The sequence below is a fragment of the Streptomyces sp. NPDC059787 genome, assembly GCF_042732315.1.
Lineage (GTDB): Bacteria > Actinomycetota > Actinomycetes > Streptomycetales > Streptomycetaceae > Streptomyces > Streptomyces atrovirens.
This window is the reverse complement of record NZ_JBHWHX010000008.1, coordinates 15,418-30,409: the sequence shown is the minus strand read 5'-3', so window position 1 is coordinate 30,409 and position 14,992 is coordinate 15,418. Positions and strand designations below refer to the sequence as shown.

Annotated in this window: 11 protein-coding genes; 7 read left to right on the top strand and 4 right to left on the bottom strand. The window is 70.8% G+C overall.

Annotation, left to right across the window (positions count from 1 at the left end):
• Nucleotides 1-212: 212 nt before the first annotated feature.
• Nucleotides 213-1,976, bottom strand: coding sequence for a lysyl oxidase family protein (locus tag ACFV5H_RS09760; RefSeq protein WP_385193848.1), 1,764 nt, complete (start codon nt 1,974-1,976; stop codon nt 213-215).
• Between the two features lie 209 nt (nt 1,977-2,185).
• On the opposite strand from ACFV5H_RS09760, the gene ACFV5H_RS09755 reads away from it, so the two are divergent.
• The gene (locus ACFV5H_RS09755) at nt 2,186-2,437 is read left to right on the top strand and encodes a hypothetical protein (RefSeq protein WP_385193846.1); all 252 of its coding nucleotides are present in this window, start codon (nt 2,186-2,188) and stop codon (nt 2,435-2,437) included.
• Nucleotides 2,438-2,510: 73 nt separating this feature from the next.
• Here ACFV5H_RS09755 and ACFV5H_RS09750 read toward each other — a convergent pair whose 3' ends face one another.
• Entirely contained in the window at nt 2,511-3,941 is a 1,431-nt protein-coding gene (locus ACFV5H_RS09750; protein ID WP_385051611.1) for an endo-1,4-beta-xylanase, read from the bottom strand.
• A 468-nt stretch (nt 3,942-4,409) separates the two neighbouring features.
• Here ACFV5H_RS09750 and ACFV5H_RS09745 point away from each other — a divergent pair, with 468 nt between their 5' ends.
• Nucleotides 4,410-5,834 carry a non-reducing end alpha-L-arabinofuranosidase family hydrolase gene (locus ACFV5H_RS09745; RefSeq protein ID WP_385193844.1) on the top strand — a complete coding sequence of 475 codons (1,425 nt, stop codon included), beginning with the start codon at nt 4,410-4,412 and terminating at the stop codon, nt 5,832-5,834.
• A gap of 42 nt (nt 5,835-5,876) precedes the next feature.
• Here ACFV5H_RS09745 and ACFV5H_RS09740 read toward each other — a convergent pair whose 3' ends face one another.
• Entirely contained in the window at nt 5,877-6,518 is a 642-nt protein-coding gene (locus ACFV5H_RS09740) for an MBL fold metallo-hydrolase (protein ID WP_385051614.1), read from the bottom strand.
• A gap of 101 nt (nt 6,519-6,619) precedes the next feature.
• Here ACFV5H_RS09740 and ACFV5H_RS09735 point away from each other — a divergent pair, with 101 nt between their 5' ends.
• Nucleotides 6,620-7,117, top strand: coding sequence for a MarR family winged helix-turn-helix transcriptional regulator (locus ACFV5H_RS09735; protein WP_385051616.1), 498 nt, complete (start codon nt 6,620-6,622; stop codon nt 7,115-7,117).
• A 214-nt stretch (nt 7,118-7,331) separates the two neighbouring features.
• Here ACFV5H_RS09735 and ACFV5H_RS09730 read toward each other — a convergent pair whose 3' ends face one another.
• A complete protein-coding gene (locus ACFV5H_RS09730) occupies nt 7,332-10,325 on the bottom strand; it encodes a BTAD domain-containing putative transcriptional regulator (RefSeq protein ID WP_385193842.1) in 2,994 nt (997 codons plus the stop codon).
• A 174-nt stretch (nt 10,326-10,499) separates the two neighbouring features.
• Here ACFV5H_RS09730 and ACFV5H_RS09725 point away from each other — a divergent pair, with 174 nt between their 5' ends.
• From ACFV5H_RS09725 to ACFV5H_RS09710, 4 genes are all read left to right on the top strand, one after another.
• Entirely contained in the window at nt 10,500-10,982 is a 483-nt protein-coding gene (locus tag ACFV5H_RS09725; RefSeq protein ID WP_385051620.1) for a hypothetical protein, read from the top strand.
• A gap of 110 nt (nt 10,983-11,092) precedes the next feature.
• Nucleotides 11,093-11,572, top strand: coding sequence for a hypothetical protein (locus ACFV5H_RS09720; protein ID WP_385051622.1), 480 nt, complete (start codon nt 11,093-11,095; stop codon nt 11,570-11,572).
• A gap of 299 nt (nt 11,573-11,871) precedes the next feature.
• Nucleotides 11,872-13,719 carry a PhoX family protein gene (locus tag ACFV5H_RS09715; RefSeq protein ID WP_385051624.1) on the top strand — a complete coding sequence of 616 codons (1,848 nt, stop codon included), beginning with the start codon at nt 11,872-11,874 and terminating at the stop codon, nt 13,717-13,719.
• A 39-nt stretch (nt 13,720-13,758) separates the two neighbouring features.
• Nucleotides 13,759-14,992 (top strand): N-acetylmuramoyl-L-alanine amidase (locus tag ACFV5H_RS09710; protein ID WP_385193839.1); only part of this gene is annotated, 1,234 nt, incomplete at its 3' end.

The following is a 14,992-nucleotide window of genomic DNA, read 5'->3' as shown; positions in this document are numbered from 1 at the left end:
GTTTCTCTGATTCCTCGGGCTGCGGGCGGGTCGGGCCGACTTTCCTCGGTCGGCCCGACGGGCGGAACGGTCACCTGCCCCGGGCGTGTGAGGGCGCTGCCGGCTCGCGTGTCCATCTGTACGGGAGGCGGGCGGCGGACGCCGGTGGTCCCGCGCCGGAGCGGCTCCGGTCCGTTTCGAGGGCCGGAGCCGCCCCTGCCCTCACGGGCGGGTCAGTTGGCGTCCACCAGGTGGTGCGGGGGGACCGTCACCGTACGGGCGCCCTTCTCGCCACCCAGGACGACTTCCCGCAGCGCGCTGTTGTTGCTGTGGTCGGTCTCCTTGAGCCGGTTCTCCGGGTTGGCGAGGACCTGGATGTAGTACGTGCCGTTCGGCAGGTCCGTGATGTCGAAGGACTGGCCGGGCAGGTCCTGGGTGTAGGTGTCACCGGAGCCGACGTCGAGCACCTCGCGGACGGAGATGGAGTTCTCGGAGCCGCACGCGGTGGACAGGTCCGTGTTGTCCGGGTGCCAGTTGGCGTTCTTCACGGTGTAGTCGACGGCGTCGGTGTTGGCCAGGCAGAACGCCTCCTTGCCGCTGCGCACCGTCTCCTTCTGGTCGGCCGTCAGCAGCCGGTAACTGGCGAAGTCCAGGAAGTGCCAGTGCTCGTGGCCGGGACGCGGATCCCATTCCATGCCGCCGGTCGGGGTGTACCCGACCTGGTTGCCGTCGGCGTCGTAGAAGTACTGGTAGGCGTCCATCACCTCCTTGCCCGGGGAACGGAAGCCGTCCACCACCAGCTTGGCCGGGCCCGCGTTCCACACGTTGGCGCTGAAGGCGAGGTAGTCCTTGCCGGGCGCCTCCTCGTAGCCGTCGTTGACGGTGATGCCGAACGCGGGCAGCGAGCGCAGGTCGGGCTTCGGGACGTCGGGCACGGACGCCTTGCCGCTGGGCCGCTTCGCGTTGGGCCGGTCGCCCGGCGCCTGCCGCGAACCGTCGGTCTGCCCGGAACCGTCACCGGTCTCGGCGGCGGTGACGGCCTGCTTCCCCAGGGACTTCCTCTTCAGCGCCCACGGCAGGGCGGGCGGAGCCGACGGGTAGGGGCCGTGGCCGGCGTTGTACGAGGGGCCGGCGCCGCTCGTCGCGGCGCCGGGGGCCGGGGTGTCCGCGCCGGCCCCGTGCTCCGCGTGCGTGCTGTGCTCCGCGTGGGACCCGTGCTGTGCGTGCGCACCGTGCCCGGAGGCGGTGGTCTTCGCCGAGCCGCCGGAGGCGGAGCCCGCGGACTCCTCCCAGCTGCGTTCGCGTACGACCACCTTGACGGTCTGCGGCTGGTCGGCGATGCCGAAGAGGTCGCGGTACTTCTCGGTCACGTTGATCTCGGCGGTGTAGGTGCCGGCGGCCAGCTGGACCGGCTCGGTGTAGAACCCCGAGTAGGTGTTGGACGCCCAGCCGTTTTCGACGCCCCATACCGAGCCGAGGGTGAAGGGGTTCGTCGGGCAGCTCTCCGGATACTTCGAGTTGGCGGGGGCGTCCGGCCGGATCCGCCCGGAGGCGTTGTTGGGGCAGAACGCCTCGGTCTTCTCCAGCACCGTCGAGCCGGCCGCGTCGGTGAGGGTGATCCGCGTGAAGTCCGGCAGCCCGGCGAAGTCGTTCACGAGCCCGGCGGGGAGTGCCTTGGTCCGGGTCTTCTTCCCGTTCCGGAGGACCTGCTCGGCGACGACCGGGTCCTTATAGGACTTGCGGGTCACCTTGAGCTCGAAGGCGCCGTTCTCGGAGGTGAGGTACGTCCCGAGGTCGAGGTAGACCCCCGGGTCCTCCGTCCACGAGTCGAGCGTGACCGAGGTGGATGCGGCGATCAGGCTGAGCTTCGGCGTCGGCTCCGCGGTCTTCGCGTCGGGCGCGGCGGCGACGACGCCCGCGGTCACGGCGACGGCCGCGGCGACGGCGAGGGAGGGGCGGGTCAGGCGGCGGGGGCGGTCCTGCGGGAGTCTGGTCATCGGTCCTCGTGCTTCCGGCTGTGGAGTGCGTCATGGGATCTGGATGAACAGTGCGGCCCCAACTGACCTGTGGGGCTGCTGTGTTCGGACCATGAGAGGGAGCCGGACACCCTCCGGGTTGGCTCCGCTCACCCTGCCGCACCCCAGTTGTCCGAAAAGCGTCCACCAGGAGCCGGACTTGTCTCACGTCCGTACGGGATCCGCCGGGCATGGACGAGACTCCTGCGCCGACGAAGGCCGGTACACCGGGCGAGCGGGCGCTCGTACTCGTGCCGCGCCGGCGGTGGTCGTCCGTTCGCGTCCCGCGACCGGCACCCCGAGCCGACGCGTCGGCCTACGCGGTCGCCCACGCCTGCCGGCAGTTCCTGGAAGACCTGTGGGAGGGCACGTCACGCGTACCCGGTTTCGCACACGGTGTCGCCCGGCACCGTGGCATCGCGTCCGTCATGACGGCGGCGTGACCGACCGCGAGGGTCACCGCCGTCACGGCGGCGACCCTCGCGGACATCGGCGAACTCCGCTTGGCAGGCCTTGTCAGGTACGGGTCCAGCGTTGGTTGCTGCCGTTCGAGCAGGAGTAGAGCTGGATCGGGGTGCCGTTGGCGGATCCGGCGGCGTCGAGGCAGAGGCCGGACTGGACTCCGACGACGGATCCGTCGGAGTTCAGGCGCCACTTCTGGTTGTCGCCGCCCCAGCAGCCGTAGATCTGGACCTTGGCGCCGTTGCCGGTGCCGGCGGCGTCCAGGCACTTGTTGCCGTAGACCCGGAGTTCACCGGCGTCGGTGTACGTCCACTGCTGGTTGCTGTTGCTGTGGCAGTCCCACAGCTGGAGCTGGGTGCCGTCGGTGGTACTGGCGCTGGGCACGTCCAGGCAGCGGCCCGAGCCGACGCCCTTGATCTGTCCGCCGTCGGTCGGAGGAGGCGTGGTGGAGCCGCCGTTGAGCGCGTTGAGGACGGCGGTGTAGGCGGGCTTCTTGCTGCCGTCGTTGTTGAACAGCAGCGGCGTGTCCCCCGACCGCCAGGAGTCGCTGTCCCGCACGCCCCAGACGGTGACGCCGAGGCAGCGCGAGACGGCCAGGCAGTCGTTGACCACGTTGGCGTAGGTCGTGGACGAGGCGCCCTGGATGTCGAGTTCGGTGACGGCCACGTCGACGCCGAGGGCGGCGAAGTTCTGCAGGGTGGTGCGGAAGTTGCTGTTGTAGGGGCTGCCGCTGTTGAAGTGCGACTGGAAGCCGACGCAGTCGATCGGCACGCCGCGCGACTTGAAGTCCCGCACCATGTTGTACATGGCCTGGGTCTTGGCCCAGGTCCAGTTCTCGACGTTGTAGTCGTTGTAGCAGAGCTTGGCGGACGGGTCGGCGGCGCGCGCGGTGCGGAAGGCGACCTCGATCCAGTCGTTGCCGGTGCGCTGCAGGTTGGAGTCCCGCCGGGCTCCCGAACTGCCGTCGGCGAAGGCCTCGTTCACGACGTCCCACTGGGCGATCTTGCCCTTGTAGTGGGCCATCACGCCGTTGATGTGGCCGATCATCGCCTGGCGCAGATCGCTGCCGCTGAGGTTCTGCATCCAGCCGGGCTGCTGGGAGTGCCAGGCCAGGGTGTGGCCGCGCACCTGCTTGCCGTTCTGCACCGCCCAGTTGTAGACGCGGTCGGCGGCGGTGAAGCTGAACTGGCCCCGCTGCGGTTCGGTGGCGTCGATCTTCATCTCGTTCTCGGCCGTCACCGAGTTGAACTCTCGGTTCGCGATCGACGTGTAGGCCGAGTCGCCCAGCTTGCCCGAGGCGATGGCGACGCCGAAGTAGCGGCCGCTCTGCGCCGCCGCGGCACCGAGCGTGCTCTCGGCGGCATGCGCGGCCGGCGGCGGCGCGGCCAGTGCCGTGGCCGCACCCAGGGTGCCGACGGCCAGCGCCAGCAGTAGGCCGCGGATCTTCCGGCGGATCACGGGTCCGGGGAGGGCGTATGAGCCCATGACTGTGCCTCCAAGGTGGACAGAGGGGGCGGAGCGGAGGGCGACACGGATTGCCCGAGGTCGACGCTGTTCGAAATGTCGAGCCGGGGCCGGTTTCTCAGACAGGAATGATCGAGGCGTTGACGAGGCCCCGTCAACAGTCCTGACGAAAAAAGTTTCTGCACCTTGTTCGAAATTTTCGAAGCGTCGTTGATGGTGTGATTGGCGGAGTTTTCCTGCGGACTTCGATCGCGCATCGATGACCCCGTTCCGGATCGCACGACCATCGACCCGCGTGACGTGCGGTGTTTCGCGCAGGTGTTCCGGAGAATGTTTCGGTCCCACTGGCGATACATGCGAGGGGTATTGACGCCGCCCGACGGCTCTCTATCGTTCAGTCTGCTCGACACTGCGACGCTGGTTCGATATGTCGAACGCGATCGCTGGGTGTCGACCACAACCCGTCCACTCGAGTTTGGGGAAGTCGCCATGCGTAGACGAAGTTTCAGCCGCAGGCATCCGTCCGCGGTGCTCGCCGCCGTGGTCGCGGCCCTGGCCGCGTTGGCGGCGATGCTCGTCGCCACCCCGGCCCAGGCGGCCGCCAGCGGCTCCTTACGAGGTGTCGGTTCGAACCGGTGTCTCGATGTGTCGGGCGCCGGTCAGGCCGACGGCACGTACCTGCAGATCTACGACTGCTGGAACGGGACCAACCAGCAGTGGACGCTGACGGATGCCGACCAGTTGACCGTGTACGGCGACAAGTGCCTGGATGTTCCGGGCCACGCCACCACGGCCGGCACCCGGGTGCAGATCTGGGGCTGCAGCGGTGCCGCGAACCAGCAGTGGCGGGTGAACTCCGACGGCACGGTCGTCGGCGTGGAGTCCGGGCTGTGCCTGGACGTGAAGGACAACGGTACGGCCAACGGCACGGCGGTGCAGCTCTGGACGTGCAACGGCGGCAGCAACCAGAAGTGGACCGGTCCGACCGGGACGCCGCCGACGGACGGCACGTGTTCTCTTCCGTCGACGTACCGGTGGTCCTCGACGGGTGTCCTGGCGCAGCCGAGGAGCGGGTGGGTCGCGCTGAAGGACTTCACCGCGGTGACGCACAACGGCAGGCGCCTGGTCTACGGGTCGACCTCGTCGGGGTCGTCGTACGGCTCGATGGTGTTCAGCCCCTTCACCGACTGGTCGGGCATGGCGTCGGCCGGCCAGAACGCGATGAGCCAGGCCGCGGTGGCGCCCACGCTGTTCTACTTCGCGCCCAAGAACATCTGGGTGCTGGCCTACCAGTGGGGTTCGGCGGCCTTCATGTACCGCACGTCGAGCGACCCCGCCGACCCCAACGGCTGGTCCTCCGCGCAGCCGCTGTTCACCGGGAGCATCTCCGGCTCCGACACCGGTCCGATCGACCAGACCCTGATCGCCGACGGTCAGAACATGTACCTGTTCTTCGCCGGTGACAACGGCAGGATCTACCGGGCGAGCATGCCGATCGGGAACTTCCCGGGCAGCTTCGGCTCCTCGTACACGACGATCATGAGCGACACGAAGGCCAACCTGTTCGAGGGCGTACAGGTCTACAAGGTCCAGGGCCGGAACCAGTACCTCATGATCGTCGAGGCGATGGGTGCGAACGGGCGCTACTTCCGCTCCTTCACTGCCGCCGGCCTGAACGGGGCGTGGACCCCGCAGGCCGCCAGTGAGGGCAACCCCTTCGCGGGCAAGGCCAACAGCGGCGCCACCTGGACCAACGACATCAGCCACGGTGACCTGGTCCGCGACAACCCCGACCAGACCATGACCATCGACCCCTGCAACCTGCAGTTCCTCTACCAGGGCAAGTCCCCGAACGCGGGCGGGGACTACAACGCGCTGCCGTGGCGGCCGGGTGTCCTCACCCTGCAGCGCTGACCTTCCAGGTCCACGGTGACCGTGATGTGCGGCGGCCGGGGGTCACACGGTGATCGCGTCCCCCTCCGGGACGATGGTCAGGGGCACCTCGGTCAGTGCCGCGGGGCTCAGGAAACGGGCCGTCGACTCCTGGCCGGTCCGGCTGAGCATGATCTCGTGGATCTGGACGAGACGGCTGGGCTCGACCTCGCGCACGTAGTCCGCCGCCCGGCCGAGGTGGGTCCAGGGGCCGCTGGTGGGCAGTAGCAGCGTGTCGACCGGTGCGGGCGGTACCTGGTACGCGTCGCCGGGGTGGAAGACCCGGCCGTCGACGAGGTAGCCGACGTTGGCGACGCGGGGGATGTCGCGGTGGATCGTGGCGTGCAGGTCGCCGGAGACCGCTATGTCGAAGCCGGCGACATCGACACGGTCACCGGCGGCGACCGCGGTGACCTGGGCGCGTCGGTCCGACCAGCGTTCGACCACACCGGCCGGTCCGTAGACCCGCAGGTCGGGGCGGGCGTCCAGGGCCCGGGCGATCAGGTCCTCGTCGAAGTGGTCGAAGTGTTCGTGCGTGATCAGGACGGCGTCGGCGGCGGCCACCACCTCCTTCGCGTCGGGGGTGAACGTGCCCGGGTCGACGGCGATCCGCCCACCGTCCTTGACCAGCGACACACATGCGTGGGCGTGCTTGATCAGCTTCACTGCCGGCTCCTGTCGGCTTGATGTGCAGGGTTCACTGCACAATATATACAGGGTGCCCTGTCATACAGGGCGCCCTGTATGACCTTGCTAGGCTGACGGATGTGAACAACGCGACCTCGAACGAACCGGCTCCCCTTCCGGACGAGTTGGCCGCCCGCCTCAGGGCGGTTGTCGGCACCCTGGTCCGCAGTGCCCGTACCGTCGATCGGCTCGCGTCCGTCCCGGCGGCGGTGCTCGGCCTCCTCGACACGGGTGGGCCGATGACCACGGCCGACCTGGCGGCGACCCGGGGAGTGCGCCACCAGACGATGGCCGCGACCGTCAGAGAACTGACCGACGCCGGCTTCCTGGCCGTACGCCCCGACCCGAGTGATGCCCGCAGGAAGGTCCTCACTCTGACGGGGGAGGGGAAGAAGACGCTTGACGCGGACCGCCGTCAGCGCGTCGGCGTCCTCGCCGACGCGCTGGAGGAAGCGCTGGACGAGGAGGAGCGGCGCGCTCTGGCGCACGCCCTCGACCTCGTCGAGCGGATCAGCGGCAGCATCCGGGGCGGCGGTTCCTTCGCCGGCGAGCGCGAGTTCAACACCGGATCATGGTGACGGGATCCAAGAGGTTCGGGGCGATCGGCAACGGCGGCGCCTTCACCGCCGGTTCGTCTTCCCACCACCCTCCACGGGGCATGCGCGTGCGGCGCGGTCCACTGAGAGCGCGAGACGGTTCCTCGTGTGCTGAAACCGATCGCCGATCACACGCGCACGAGGGGATCGCCGTGGCCGGCCGCTCGTCCCGTGAGCAGCGGGGGCGGACGCGTGGTCAAACCGTCCGGACCTCTTCGGCCTCGGCGCGGGTGAGAGCCGCGGCCGTGTGGTCGCCGGCCAGGGTGTGTGCCTCGGCCAGGGTGTCGAGGCCGATGGCCAGCCATCTGCTGGAGCCGATCTGTCTCCAGAGCCTGACGGCGGCTTCGGCGCGTCTGCGGGCGGGTGCCGGGCGGCCCACCGCGAGCTGGGCCTCGGCGAGCGCGTACAGTGTCGCCGCCTCGCCCCAGAGGTTGCCGAACTCCCTGTAGGTCCACAGGCTCCGGGCCAGCAGGCGGCGCCCCTCCCGATGTTCGCCGTGCCGGACCAGGACGTCCCCGAGCCAGCAGGTGGCGTGTGTGGCGCTGAGGCGGTCGCCGAGCTCCTCACTGATTGTGACGGCCTGCCGATAGGCGTCGGCGGCGGCCGGGTAGGCGCCGAGTGCGCGGTGGCTCTGGCCCAGACATCGCAGGGCCTGGGCCTCCCCCGGCCGGTAGCCCGCGGCCCGGCTGACCCGCAGGCACTTCGTGAACCGCGTGACGGCGGCCTCGACACGGCCCTGCTCGAGGTCGATGACACCGAGGCCGTTGGTCGCGTAGACGAGACAGTTGACGTTGCCTGCCGATTCGGCGAGTTCGGCGGCCTCTTCGAAGTGGAGCACGGCGGAGGAGTACTGGCCGAGGAGCCGGTGCACATAGGCCAGCCCGGCCGTGGCACCGGCCCGGTACGCGGGTCCCTGCCCCTCGGAGTGCAGCAGGGCCTGCTCGAAGTGGTCCAGTGCTTCCGGATAGCGGTCGAGGACGGTGGTGAGTTCGCCGAGACAACGGTGGACCTTCGCGGCGCTGTGCCGGTCGCCGTTGCTCAGGGCTGCCTTGAGCGCCCGGTTCTGGAGCCTCTCCCAGTCGTCGAAGTGGCTGCCGACCTGGAAGAGGGCTGTGAGGGCGGTGGCCAGCCCGGCGGCGGGGGCGACGCCCTCCGCTCCGTCCAGCGCCTGCTCCGCCACATCGATGAGGAACTGGCGTTCGTCGTTGAACCAGGCCAGCGGATCGGTGAGCAGGTGACCGGCCTCGGCCTCGGACAGCCGCCAGGAGGCCAGGTCCCGCTGGGGGATGCCCTGGAAGTCGACCTTGAGGGTGTCCGCGGCGAGGTCGGCGAGGTGCAGGCTCGCCCCGAGCAACCGGGTGAGCGCGGCCGCGCGCTCCCGTTCCGGGACGCCCTGCTCCGCGCGTTCCCTGGCGAACAGCAGTACCAGGTCGTGCAGTTGATAACGGATTCCGGTGGTGTCCGCCGAACCGATCTGCACCAGGTGCACCTCGACCAGGTCGTCGAGGACCGCCTCCGCCTCGGACAGGTCCGCGTCCAGCAGCGCGGCCAACGCCCAGGCGGCGAAGCCCGTTCCGGGCAGCAGGGCGATCATGTGCAGAGCGTGCCGCGTCGCCGTGGCCATCTGCTGATAGGTCAGTTCGAGGCTGGCCCGTACGGCGATGTGGCCGACGGCCAACTCGTCGAGCTTGCGCTGCTCGTCGGCGAGGGCGCGCGCCACCTTGGCCAGGGTCCAGTGCGGTCGGGCGGCCAGCCGCGCGCCGGCGACCCATACCGCCAGGGGAAGGCCGCCGCAGGTCTCCACGATGGAGCGGGCCGATCCGGACTCCGCGTCCGTCCGGTCCCGGCCCAGCATCCCGCGCAGCAGGTCGAGCCCCGTGGCGGGGTCCAGGACGTCCAGGGGGAGCCGGCGGCCGCTCAGGTCCGCCATGGTGGTCCGGCTGGTGATGACGGTGGCGCAGCGCACGCCGCTGGGCAGGAGGTCACTCACCTGCCGGGTACTGGCGGCGTTGTCCAGGACGACGAGCATCTGCCGTCCCGCCAGCAGGGTGCGGTAGAGATGGACACGGCCGGTCAGCTCCGCGGGCACGGTACCGCCGGGGACGCCGAGCGCACGGAGGAAGGTGCCGAGGACCGTGAACGGTTCGGCCGGCTCGTCGTCGAAGCCCCTTAGGTCCGCATGGAGTTGACCGTCCGGGAAGCGGGGGGCGAGCAGGTGCCCCGTACGTACGGCCAGGGCGGTCTTGCCCACTCCGGCGGGTCCGGTGATCAGCAGCGTCACCGGACCGGGCCGTTCCTCGCCGAGCAGTCGGCGGGCCTCGTCCACCTCGTCCTTCCGGCCGACGAAGAGTGACCGGTCCGCCGGAAGGAGCCGGGGGACGAGCTGGCGTGCCATCGGCGGGTTCACCACCGTGCCGCTCCTGTCGGCCGGTGCGGCGGAGCGGGGCGCGGCCGGCTCCACCGCACCGGCGAGGATCCGTTCGTACAGCCGCCGCAGCGCCGGGCCGGGGTCGACGCCCAGCTCGTCGGCGAGTCGCCGCCGGGCGCGCTCGTACGCCCCCAGCGCCTCGGCCTGCCGTCCGCACCGGTACAGGGCCAGGACCAGTTGCCCGATCACCCGTTCGTCGAGCGGATACTCCTCGGCCCGGGCGGCCAGTTCGCTCACCAACCCCTCGTGCTGCGCCAGGCGCAGCCGCACATCGACCAGTTCCAGCCGGGCGGCCAGCCGCTCGCTGTCGAGGAGGTGGCGCCGCGCGTTGAACCAGGGGGTGTCCACCCCGGCGAACGCGCTGCCCCGCCACAGCGCCAGGGCCTCCCGCCACAGTGCCTCCGCCTGCTCGTCACCGCCCGCCTTCCGGGCCCGTCCCGACAGATCGCGGAAGCGGTGCGCGTCCACCGCCGAGGGTTCGACCACCAGCCGGTAACCGCCGCCCCGCTCCCGTGTGAGGGCCGTGCCGTCGGCCGCGAGCACGTGCCGCAGCCGGGAGATGTATCCGTACAACTTCCGTCGGCCGTACGCCGGTTCGGCGTCCCCCCACACCCGGTCCACCAGCGCGTCGGCCGACACCGCCCGGTCCGCGTCGACGAGCAACGCCCCCAGCACGCGCCGCTGCATCCCGTGCCCCACATCGACCGCGACCCCGTCCCGCCACACCTCGACGGTCCCCAGGATCCCGAAACACGTGGCCATCACACCCCCTGCGTCCCCCGCCTGTCCCTACGCCCCACTCTGGGCGCCACCGACCTGCGGTCCTAGGCGGATTCAAGCTTTTCCGAAGGTTTGCCGACGGCGGCCCCGGCACCGTGAGCAGCACGTCCTCGGACAGGAAAGTGGACCCGTACCGAATGGGAGGCTGAGGAGAGAATGCGTGATCGAGGAGTGTCGCACCGCTCCAAGGTTCTGGCCGTCGCCGCCGCCGGACTGCTGGCACTGATGAGTTCCGGCACGGCGAACGCCGCCGACGGGAAACAACGGGCGACCGACCCCGCCGGCCCGAGCGGATCCGTCTCGTGGACCTGCACGTACGGGAGCGCGAACGCCCAGGCGTGCTTCGCTCCGCTGGGCGAGTGGTTCAGGATCAGGGACACCCGGGTCGACAGCCTTCCCGTCGTCATCCAGTGGGACTTCTACGACGACGCCGTGAGCCTCGCGTACCCCGCGCGCGAAGGGACGATCTGGAACACGTCCGGAGAGGCGGCCGGCTGGCTTCACATGAACAAGTCCTTCCCGGAGGACCAGCCGGGCGTACTGCGCAGGACGCTCCACTTCAGGGCCTGCTCCGGGTCGTACCCGTCCAACGTGATATCCCCGGACACCTGTTCCGAGTGGACCGTCGTGCGGACCTGACCGGGCGTGGAGGGCGGCGAGGGGAAGACGTCGGGCGCCGTGGGGGAGGGCGTCCGGCACAGCGACACGACAGCGAAAACCGTTGCTGAGGGAGAGAAGGGGAGAAACCGATGAGGAAACTCGCAATACGCCGGCGGACGAAGGTGGCGGCGTCCGCCGCCGTACTGATGGCCGGCGCTTCTCTGATGCTGACGGCACCACAGGCCAGCGCCAGGACGATCTGCTACGACGAGGTCGACTACGTGCAGAACTCCTCGGGCGCGAACGGCGCGTCCGGGCGGGCCAGCTTCTGCTACGACGACGCCACCGGCTACTTCGAGACCAACACGGGACAGAACTGGGTCAAGGACCTGGTCAACGGTGACGGCGTGGCCGCCCGGATGTGGGTGGTCTACGAGTACCCCGGTGAGAGCGTCAACCGTCAGATCCTGCGTGCCACGGACACGGTCAGCACCTCCGGGGCCACTTCGTGGGCGTGGTCCGGCTATGTCGACTATGCCGCCGCCTATGTGTGCCTGGGCACCACCGCGCCTCTGACCAGCACGGACCGCTGCGTCCTGTTGTACGACACCACCGGCTTCTCCTGGTGAGCCGACGAAACGCCACGGGCGGGCGGAACCGCTCCCGCCGGCTGTCCCGGTGACCCCGACGGGGGCCGTGCGATTCCGGTCGGGCGCGCGAACACCCTGCCGCGCCACCGGCGTCCGCCGAGTCGTCCCGTCCCCGTCCCGGCGGCCGTCCGCCCTCCGTCCCGGTGGCACCGGCCCACGGTTCCCCACGGCCGGACCGTACGGCGGAGCGGTGACGGCACCCTCCCCGTCCGGCCTCGGCGAAGCTCCCGGACGGCCCGCCCCCGGGTGATCCACCCGCCGATCACGAGGTGACCCCCATGCCCGAACGACCCGGTCCACAGTCCCTGTCCGAGCCGAGCCGCCGCGGCGTCGTCGCCGGCGCCGTCGTGTCGGCGGTGGCCCTGTGCACCACCACGACCCCGGCGGCAGCACGGCCGCTGCGGGACACGCCGGTCCCGGCGGGCGCGACCGACGCCTTCAGGACCGGCCGTCCCCACACCGCCGACGTGCTGGCACCATGGGGCAGCCCGCTGGAGAGCGGTGTGCCCGACTGGGACGGCACGGCCTCCGCCGGAGCGGAGCAGCAGGCGCGGCAGATCGGCACGCACCACAGCGGACTGCAGTACCGGCCGCTCACCCCCGCCGGCCGCCGAGCCGAGCGGGGACTGCTGGTGATCGGCCACGAGTACCCGGACGAGACGCTGCTCCTCGCGGACGGCGGCCGCACGAGCACCACGCCCTCGGGCCACGCCAAGGCGCTCGCGGCGGTGGGCGTCACCGTCGTCGAGGTCCGGCGCACCGGCGACGGCTGGCGCACGGTCCTGTCGCGCCGCAACCGGCGGGTGACCGGTGCCACCCCCGTCGTGTTCTCCGGGCCGGTCACCGCAGGCCATCCGCGGCTGCGGACCCCGCACCCGCCGCGCGGCGTCCTGGCGGCCGGCTTCGGCGGAACGACGCCGTGGGGAACCCAGCTGGTGTGCGAGGAGAACTTCCACCGCTTCTTCGGCACCGACCACCCCGGTTGGACGCCCGACGAGGCCCAGCGACGCTACGGCTTGAACGCCTTCGGGTACGGCCACCAATGGCACCGGGCGGACGAACGGTTCGACCTGGCGGCTCATCCCGGCGAGGCGAACCGGTACGGCTGGGTCGTCGAGATCGACCCGATGGACCCCGCCGCGCCGCCGGTCAAGCGAACGGCCCTCGGCCGGTTCGGACACACCGGCGCCACCGTCACCGAGTCGCGCGGAAGAGCCGTCGTCTACAGCGGGGACGACGAGGACGGCGGCTACCTGTACAAGTTCGTCGGCGCCGCCGCCTGGCGGAGCCTGCTCGGCCGGGGACACAGCCCGCTGGACCACGGAACGCTGTACGTGGCGCGTTTCGAGGACGACGGCTTCGGCCGCTGGCTCCCACTCGTCCACGGCAACGGTCCGCTGACGGCCCGGAACGGCTGGCGCGACCAGGCCGACGTGCTGCTGCGCGCCCGGCAGGCCGCCGACGCACTGCGGGCCACCCCCCTGGACCGGCCCCAGCAGACCGCCGTCCACCCCCGGACCGCGCACCGCTACATCGCCCTGGCCAACGGCACCGGAGCCGGGGCCGTCGAGGCGGGCTGCGCGCCGGATCCGCCGGGCCCACGCCCGGCCAGTCCGTGGGCGGGCAACCGGTGCGGGCACATCCTGCGCTGGCAGGAGACCGGGGACGACGCGCGGTCCGGCACGTTCGGATGGGGCTTCTTCGCATGGGGCGGGTACACGCCCCACCGGGTGGCCGGTTCCTCGTCCGCCGCGTTCGGCTCGCCCAAGGGCCTGTGCTTCGACCGTGGCGGACGGCTGTGGATCACCACCGGCCACACCGGGGAGGACCGCACGGTGCTGGGCAACAACGCGCTGCTGCTCGCCGACCCGGCGACCGGCGAGGTGACCCGGGTGGCCACCGGGCCGCACGGTGCCGAACTCACCGGCGTCGCGGGCACTCCGGACGGCCGGACCGTGTTCGTCAACGTCCAGCACCCCGGAGAGCGCACCCCGGGGTGGGGCGCGCCGACTCCCGGTGACCCGAGAGCCGTCGGCAACTGGCCCGACCACGACCCGTCCGGACGGCCGCGCTCGGCCACCGTCGCCCTCCGGCGGCTCGACGGCGGCCGCGTCACGACGCCCTGAGACCGGTACGACCGGGTTTCCGCAGCGGAGGAGCTGGCAATGGTCTACATCGTCCCGCGTTCGGCCTGGAACGCCCGAGCGCCCAGAAAGCACACCGATGACCCCTGGACCCCCTGGGAGGGCGGTGTCATCGTCCACCACAAGGGGCCGGGCAGCGGTTATCCCTATCAGGACCACCAGGGGTGCTACGAGCAGGTGCGGGTGATCCAGCTCGACCACATAGAACGCAGGGTGTGGGACGACATCGCCTACAACTACCTGGTGTGCACCCACGGCTGGGTCTTCGAGGGCCGGGGCGGGAAAATACGCTCGGCCGCCAACGACGATGAGACAACGGGCGCCAACCAGAACTGGTTCGCCGTCATGGGGATGATCGAGGAGGGCGACGAACCTTCATCGGCGATGCTTCAGGGCATCCGCGAGATCATCGCGCACGTCAGACAGTACGAGAAGGCGGGCCCCGGTATCGGAGGACACATGGACGTGGCCACCACCGAGTGTCCCGGACGGCTGTACCGCTACGTCACGTCCGGCTCGCTCGAGCCCGGTGGTCCGGTGCCGTCGCCTCCCCCTCCTCAGATCGAGATCGTTCCCCGCGCCCAGTGGGGCGCGCGTCCCGCCCGGGCGGTCTCCCCGGTGCAGCCGAGCGCCAGGACCGGCTTCACCGTCCACTACTCCGCCGGGCCACCCACCCAGACCCCGCGGCAGATCCAGAACTACCACATGGATTCCAACGGCTGGGACGACATCGGCTACAACTTCCTCGTCGACAGGGCCGGCCGCGTCTACGAGGGACGCGGCTGGAACGTGCAGGGCGCCCACGCCACCGGCCACAACATCACGCACATCGGAGCGTGCTTCATCGGACGCGACGGCGAGGCCACCCCCGCCACCCTACGGGCCATCCGCGCGCTCTACCTGCACGCCAACAAGCTGACGGGCAAGACCCTGGCCAAGACCTGGCACGGGGGCCTGTCCGGCCAGGCGACCTCGTGCCCGGGATCCTCACTGCGCGCCTGGGTGCAGGGCGGCATGGCCGGCGACGACGTTCCCGTCGCCGACGGCACCGGCGGAGGGTCGGGTGGCGGGATGACCTCGGTGCGGTCGGTGGCCGCCCAGCAGCGCGCGGTCAACGAACTCGGCTACTCCCCGGCGCTGGAGGCGGACGGGATCTGGGGACCGAAGACGGACGCGGGGGTGCGCTGGCTGCAGCAGAAGGTCGGCGTCACCGCCGACGGGCTGTGGGGCCCGGACACGGAGGCCGCCTACCACG

What these genes read in the sequence shown, in the direction of transcription:
- ACFV5H_RS09760 (WP_385193848.1), bottom strand. Translation starts at nt 1,976, where the DNA reads ATGACCAGACTCCCGCAGGACCGCCCCCGCCGCCTGACCCGCCCCTCC.
- ACFV5H_RS09755 (WP_385193846.1), top strand. Translation starts at nt 2,186, where the DNA reads ATGGACGAGACTCCTGCGCCGACGAAGGCCGGTACACCGGGCGAGCGG.
- ACFV5H_RS09750 (WP_385051611.1), bottom strand. Translation starts at nt 3,941, where the DNA reads ATGGGCTCATACGCCCTCCCCGGACCCGTGATCCGCCGGAAGATCCGC.
- ACFV5H_RS09745 (WP_385193844.1), top strand. Translation starts at nt 4,410, where the DNA reads ATGCGTAGACGAAGTTTCAGCCGCAGGCATCCGTCCGCGGTGCTCGCC.
- ACFV5H_RS09730 (WP_385193842.1), bottom strand. Translation starts at nt 10,325, where the DNA reads ATGGCCACGTGTTTCGGGATCCTGGGGACCGTCGAGGTGTGGCGGGAC.
- ACFV5H_RS09725 (WP_385051620.1), top strand. Translation starts at nt 10,500, where the DNA reads ATGCGTGATCGAGGAGTGTCGCACCGCTCCAAGGTTCTGGCCGTCGCC.
- ACFV5H_RS09720 (WP_385051622.1), top strand. Translation starts at nt 11,093, where the DNA reads ATGAGGAAACTCGCAATACGCCGGCGGACGAAGGTGGCGGCGTCCGCC.
- ACFV5H_RS09715 (WP_385051624.1), top strand. Translation starts at nt 11,872, where the DNA reads ATGCCCGAACGACCCGGTCCACAGTCCCTGTCCGAGCCGAGCCGCCGC.